The organism is Acidithiobacillus sp. IBUN Pt1247-S3, from assembly GCF_041146875.1.
Taxonomy (GTDB): Bacteria; Pseudomonadota; Gammaproteobacteria; order Acidithiobacillales; family Acidithiobacillaceae; genus Igneacidithiobacillus.
Window position 1 is genome coordinate 1 of record NZ_JBFRXP010000042.1, and the last position, 6,251, is coordinate 6,251.

6 protein-coding genes are annotated in these 6,251 nt (G+C 58.5%); 5 read left to right on the plus strand and 1 reads right to left on the minus strand.

The features are described 5' to 3' along the window. The first annotated feature begins 114 nt into the window (after positions 1-114). The 5 genes from AB4090_RS14635 (at position 115) to AB4090_RS14655 (ending at position 4,385) form a co-directional block, all read left to right on the plus strand. On the plus strand, positions 115-1,146 hold the full coding sequence (locus AB4090_RS14635; protein WP_369574623.1) for an IS110 family transposase: 1,032 nt from the start codon (positions 115-117) through the stop codon (positions 1,144-1,146). 389 nt (positions 1,147-1,535) lie between these two features. Beyond that, complete coding sequence (locus AB4090_RS14640) at positions 1,536-1,769, plus strand: hypothetical protein (RefSeq protein ID WP_369574624.1); 234 nt, start codon at positions 1,536-1,538, stop codon at positions 1,767-1,769. 66 nt (positions 1,770-1,835) lie between these two features. Further along, positions 1,836-3,878 (plus strand): DNA topoisomerase 3, encoded by a 2,043-nt coding sequence (locus AB4090_RS14645; RefSeq protein ID WP_369574625.1) that lies wholly within the window; start codon positions 1,836-1,838, stop codon positions 3,876-3,878. Positions 3,879-3,998: 120 nt separating this feature from the next. Continuing rightward, positions 3,999-4,238: a hypothetical protein gene (locus tag AB4090_RS14650; protein WP_369574626.1), complete on the plus strand. Its 240-nt coding sequence runs from the start codon at positions 3,999-4,001 to the stop codon at positions 4,236-4,238. Positions 4,239-4,241: 3 nt separating this feature from the next. Further along, positions 4,242-4,385, plus strand: coding sequence for a hypothetical protein (locus AB4090_RS14655; protein ID WP_369574627.1), 144 nt, complete (start codon positions 4,242-4,244; stop codon positions 4,383-4,385). 365 nt (positions 4,386-4,750) lie between these two features. Here the strand turns inward: AB4090_RS14655 and AB4090_RS14660 are convergent, their stop codons facing one another. Beyond that, the gene (locus tag AB4090_RS14660) at positions 4,751-5,713 is read right to left on the minus strand and encodes a hypothetical protein (RefSeq protein ID WP_369574628.1); all 963 of its coding nucleotides are present in this window, start codon (positions 5,711-5,713) and stop codon (positions 4,751-4,753) included. Between the last annotated feature and the right edge of the window lie 538 nt (positions 5,714-6,251).

Here is a 6,251-nt window from a genome sequence, read left to right on the forward strand (position 1 = left end):
GGAGCGCATCCGCAAGGAACAGCGTCCGTTCCTGAGTCGGTTATTGTTTGTTGCCTGCCAGTCTTAGCGTACGATTTTTTCCGTTTCGTGAGCTGACCCCAAGGAGGACTCGGTATGCAGACTACTATTTATGGGCTGGATTTGGCAAAGCGGGTGATGCAGTTGCATTGGGTGGACTGGGAGACGGGCGAGATTCACCGCAAACAGATCAAGCGCCAGAGGCTGGCGGAGTTCTTCGCCAATCGCGAGCCGGGCCTGATCGCCATGGAGGCCTGTGGCAGTGCCCACTACTGGGCGCGGGAGTTGGGCAAGCTCGGGCATGAGGTGCGTTTGATTGCCGCACAGTTCGTGCGTCCCTTCGTCAAGACCAACAAGACGGATGCGGCAGACGCGGCGGGTATCTGGGAAGCGGTGCAGCGGCCCGATATGCGCTTTGTCACGGTCAAAAGTGAAGAGCAGCAATCGGTTCTGGCGCTGCATCGCATGCGTGAGCAGTTGGTCAAGATCCGGACGATGCAGGTGAACGCGATGCGCGGATTGCTGTATGAATTTGGGGTCGATCTTCCCCAGGGGCGCGAGAAAGGGGTGAAGGAAATCCCCGGTGCGCTTGCGGCACTGGAGGGGAGAATCTCTGCCATGGCGCTGGAGACCTTCCACCGTCAGCTCCAGCGGCTGGAAGAATTCGACCAGGATATTGCCGATATCGAGAAGCGCCTGACCCTATGGAAAAAGGACCAGGAGGCCGTGACGCGCTTGATGGCGATCCCTGGCGTAGGCTTGCTCACCGCCACGGCGATATTGGCCACGGTAGGCGACATGCGATCCTTCCGATCCGGGCGGGAATTGGCTTCCTTCTTAGGCTTGGTCCCGCGACAGAGTGGCACCGGAGGGAAAGTGCGGCTATTGGGCATCAGCAAGCGGGGTGACGCCTATCTGCGGTCCCTGTTGACCCATGGGGCACGAGCCGTGGTCAACCGGCAGAGCAAAAATCGGAACCCCTGGATCGACGCGTTACGCAGTCGGCGACCGCACAATGTGGTCGTCGTGGCACAAGCGAACAAGACGGCCCGCACGATTTGGGCCTTGCTGGCCAGGAATCGGCAGTATGACCCGAACTATGCGTCCACGGTTATGGCCAGCGCTTGATTGCGGGAGAGTAGAACAGCAGTTCCACGGTTTTCAGAGTTGCGCAGGTAGGCACGATTGATGGCATGATAGGTCAGACCGGGGAAGGGACAGCCTGAGAATGGCTTGTCCTTCGAGGACGTCGTCAAGATAAGGCCCCTTCCAGCGGATTTCATCAGGGCCAGCAGGCAGCGCCTGCAGTACAGGCCGGATATAAGGCAGCATTTGACCGTACCGCCATCCATCAAGTCGACTTGCACAAATGGAGGCATCCATATAAGCCATTTGGGAGACGAGTGCACCGACGGCGCCCCAACGAGGGCGTGACGGTGCGCCGATGACCAGGGCGGCTGGGGTCTATTATCTGGTCGGCAGCGCAAGGCCGATCGCGCAACGACGCGCGAAAAGGCTTGCTGAGCACGCCGACTCTCCTGGACCGTGAAGGTGGAGTCATTGGCCTGAGCGAGGATCGGACAGTTGCCCTGGCCTTCCAGGACGGGAGTTTGGTTGCCGTGTACCGGAGCGATCTGGGCGCCATGCCTGAACTCGAACCTTACAAAGGCAAGGTCATTACGATGGTCGAGCGTGAAGATCGTGTGATGGTGCGTGACCGCGATCGAGAGCGAGGTTTGAAGCGTGAGTGATATTGCGGTCTGTTGACCTGCCCCTGATCTATACCCATTCGTGCATTCATACGGATGGGACCCACGTTGAAACTCTACATCGCGGAAAAGCCCAGTTTGGGCAAAGGCATAGCCGAGTATTTGCCGGGGCAGAAGTCCAAAGGCAATGGCTTCATTCAGTGTGGTTCGGACGTTGTGACCTGGTGTTTTGGGCACATATTCGAGCAGGAAGAGCCTGATTTTTACACTCCCGACACGGTGCCAGTGACCCCCAAGGGCAAGAAGAAATGGCGGTTTGAGGAGTTGCCCATTTTCCCGGACCAGTGGAAGCGTCGGCCCAAGGATGACGCCAGGGCCCAGATCAAGGTGATCCGGGATTTGCTGAAAAAGGCCACGGTCGTGGTCAATGCGGGCGACCCGGATCGTGAAGGCCAGTTGTTGGTGGATGAGGTCCTGGAGGAGTTGGGCTGGAAGGGCAAGACGGAGCGCATCTGGTTGGCCGCCCTCGACGAGCAGAGCGTCAGGAAAGCCCTGGCGAATCTCAAGGATAATGGGGAGTACCAAAATCTCCGCAACTCCGCTGAGGCCCGTGGTCGGGCCGACTGGCTCATGGGCATGAACCTGACCAGGGCATTCACCTTGCGTAATAGCGGCTCTGGTGTGGTGTCCGTGGGGCGCGTGCAGACGCCAACTCTGGCGCTGGTGGTGGCCCGGGACGAGAAGATCGAGCGGTTCAAGTCGAAGGATTTTTATGTCCCCCGGATTGGCACGGGTTTCTGGTCGGCTTGGGAGAAGCGTGACGATTTTCCCGGTGTCGATGCGGAGGGCTATCTGACGGACAAGTCCGCCGCCGACGGGCTGGTGGCCAAGGCCAAAGCGGCGGGCCAAGCCACGGTGACGGAGTACCAAAGTAGCGAGAAGCAGCAGCAGGCCCCCTTGGGTTTTTCCTTGGCTGAACTGCAGAAGGTGTGCTCGGCCAAGCTGGGACTCTCGGCGCAGCAGGTGCTGGATGCCGCACAGGAGCTATATGAGACCCACAAGTGCGCGACGTATCCGCGCACGGATTGCCGGTACTTGCCCGAAGAGCAGCATGGCGAAGCCGGGCGGGTTTTGTCCGGACTGGCGAAGCTGGGCTTTGCGGATCTGACCAAAGGGGCGGACAGCCAGCGGAGGTCGTCCATTTGGAACACGGGCAAGGTGACGGCTCACCATGCCATCATTCCCACGGGCTCCATGCAGGGGTCGGTGTCGGGGGTGGTGGCGAAGGTGTTTGAAATCATCGTCCGGTCCTATCTGGCGCAGTTCTACCCCCCCTATGTTTTTCGTGCGACCAAGGTGGTCCTGGATTGCGCTGGGGAAGCCTGGAAGGCCACGGCCAATGTCCCGGTCAAGCCAGGATGGAAGGCAGTATATGGGATGGAAGTATCTGATGACGAAGGGGATGAGGACACGCAGAGCATCCCGACCCTGAAAAAGGGCCAGGTCCTGTCGGTCTCTGGCGCCGATGTGCAGGCGAAGCAGACCAAGCCCCCGGCGCGATTCACGGACGGCACGCTCATCGAGGCCATGTCCAACATCCACAAGGTTGTGGATGACCCGGAAGCGAAGGCGAAGCTCAAGGAAACATCTGGCCTGGGCACAGAGGCGACACGGGCAAATACCCTGGAGACGCTGGTAGACCGGGGGTTCATCGAGCGCAAGGGCAAACAGATTGTTTCGACAGCCGGTGGCCGGGCTTTGGTGAAAGCGTTGCCGAAAGAACTGACCGACCCGGTGCTGACAGCGCGTTGGGAGGATGCTCTGAGCGCCATCGCCAGCGGTACGGTTTCGCTGGAAAAATTTGAGTCGCTGCAGCGGAGTTTTGTGGAAAGGCTTGTCGATACGGCCAAGAAAACGACCCTGGCCGTTGGCGAAGCGCGGAAGCCTGCCGCCGGTGGCAAGGCAGGCGGCAAAGGCAAGGGGCGCGGCGCAGCGGGTACCGGCCCGGCCTGCCCGTCCTGCAAGAAGGCCACGATCGCGCTCAAGACCAAGAAGGGAAGCGAGTTTTTCAAGTGCGAGGGGTGCCAGTCCTGCTGGTGGCCGGACAAGCAGGATGCCAAGAAGCTGGGTACAAAGTGGGAGGCCCGGTGAGGTCGGCTTGTAAGGTGCCGACCTACTTCTCTGGGGTTTGTGGGGTGTGTGTGCAAGGCTTAGGTTGACTTGTATTAGTTATGATAGTCACATGAATACTAGATATTTTCTATTACTGTCATGTATAATAAAAGCGTCGGTGGTAATCAGGAGACGGTTATGCCGGATGGTACCAGTCCAGAGGTGCAACCGGGTCGGCGGAACCGTGGCCGCCCTCGCATCCATGCAGACAGGCAGGCCGCCCAGCGTGCCGCCAGTGCCGCCTATCGGAAGCGCAAGAAAGCCCGCCGAGAAGCGCCAACGATCCAGAGCAGCATCATTGACCTGTCCGCTGTCCCGGCCTACAAAGTGAAAAAGTGACCCATGGGTGGTAAGCCGGTCCCGCTGGATGCCATCATTCGCGCCACCCACAAGTTCTATCGCAGTGAGACAAAGACGCTGGGGACTTTCGTGGTGCAGCGCTGGGAATCCAGCACCATTGCAGTGGGCAGTTTGTCTACCGGGTAGACAAACTACGCCACCGAACCTTTCCATGGAAGGCTAGACTGTTATTTTGTCTACCCGGTAGACAAACGCGCTTAGAATAGTGTTTCCCGAACTTGTCTACCCGGTAGACAAAACCCACTTTCGAGATTTTCCCCGTGGAGTCCCCTGGATGAATTTTGTCTACCCGGTAGACAAATCGAAAAGCCAAAAAATACTTCCCGATAAGAAATGAGTGCAAGATAAAGAAGGAGTACGCTATAGCGCATCCCGGGAAGCGCTCGGGACTCGCTGGTTTTTTATCGGGAAGAGTCCGCCCGGTCCGGGGCAATGTCGCTTGTCTACCGGGTGGACAAACCGGACGGCGCCGGACTCTGGTGGAATTTTGTCTACCCGGTAGACAAATCCGCGTTGATCATGTGGTATTCCACCCACCACGCATATCGGCCACCGACGATGACGCCGGCCCAGTGCGTGAGCAAGATACCAACCACCATAGCGGTCAGGATCAGCATGAGGATATGGAAGGCAATAGCTGCCCATCCAGAGAGGGCTGCTTCTAGCAGGACGGGAAGAGATGGAGACAAGGCGAGCACCACGATTCCTAACACTCGTGCCGTATTTTCCATGACCAGGGGTCTTAATCTTGTAAGGTTCGGATGTTTTCGCTCAAAGAACGCGAGCCATGCTTGCCTTTGCTCTGGGTGAATGCAGTGAGTGCGCAGGCGTTGTCGGACAGACTCTAGCAAGGCGCCGTTATGGAATAGTGTCAGCCCCAGAAAAGCGAATTCTTCGGCAAGGGGATACCATTTCGACAGATTCCAAAAGAGGGAAAGTCCGAATGTGATGATCCATGCGCTGCCAAAGATTACCCCAAGCATGAGCAGGGCGGTTTCCTTTGCAGTCCTTTGGGTGATCGGGAAACTCGCCGTTTTGGGCGGCTGCCGGAAGTCCTCCCAGATGATCCCCGGGGTGATCCAGAGTGCGCGGGTCGCGTTGCTGATCTGCATGGTCCACCAGAGGGCAAAAACGATCGCTGCGAGCCAGGAGAGCGAAGCGGGGGCGAGTAGTCCCCAGAAGCCAACGCGGTGTACTGCATCCGCCGAAGCGACCGCGTAAGCTGGGAGTGCAGGCGCGTGCTGTGCCGCATGGTTGGCGTCGAGCCATTTGGGAGACGAGTGCACCGACGGCGCCCCAACGAGGGCGTGACGGTGCGCCGATGACCAGGGCGGCTGGGGTCTATTATCTGGTCGGCAGCGCAAGGCCGATCGCGCAACGACGCGCGAAAAGGCTTGCTGAGCACGCCGACTCTCCTGAGCGGTTGCCCAGCCAAGTGCTTGCAGTATATCCATGTGGGCGCCTTCTCCAAAGCAGATGATGGTAGCGTGTCGTCTGGGGGTATAGATCGAAAGCAGGCCAACGCTGAGGCGTTGGCAGGGCTGTCTACCCGGTAGACAAGATGCCGGGCTTGGCCTGCTTTCGATCTATACCAGAGCAGGGTCCATGGATTGAGGGCGGGTGTCATGTGGGTTCTGGTGGTGTTGTTTGTGGTTGCGGCCATGATTGACGATGGCAGGCCAGCGGCTATTATGGTGTCCTTGGTCGGGGTGGGGCTACTTCTGGCCGTCATGGGGAATCTGGTAGGGATGATCTGGCCGTGGCCGAAGGGTAGAGAATGGCAGGATGCTGACGCAGAACCGTGCTGGTCTTATCTCGTCCATGCGCGCAGAGATAGGTAGCTATCGCGTGGTGGGGAAGCAGGAGAGAGATTTGCCGGAGGATTCTGTCTTTCCGTTTTCATAAGATTTGTCAGCCACGTCTGGTTGAATGCTGGAGGCTATATGGCGGAATCGGAGTGGGGCACCATTTTGGAAGACTTGCAACACCTTT

What these genes read in the sequence shown, in the direction of transcription:
- AB4090_RS14635 (WP_369574623.1), top strand. Translation starts at nt 115, where the DNA reads ATGCAGACTACTATTTATGGGCTGGATTTGGCAAAGCGGGTGATGCAG.
- AB4090_RS14650 (WP_369574626.1), top strand. Translation starts at nt 3,999, where the DNA reads ATGTATAATAAAAGCGTCGGTGGTAATCAGGAGACGGTTATGCCGGAT.
- AB4090_RS14655 (WP_369574627.1), top strand. Translation starts at nt 4,242, where the DNA reads ATGGGTGGTAAGCCGGTCCCGCTGGATGCCATCATTCGCGCCACCCAC.
- AB4090_RS14660 (WP_369574628.1), bottom strand. Translation starts at nt 5,713, where the DNA reads ATGGATATACTGCAAGCACTTGGCTGGGCAACCGCTCAGGAGAGTCGG.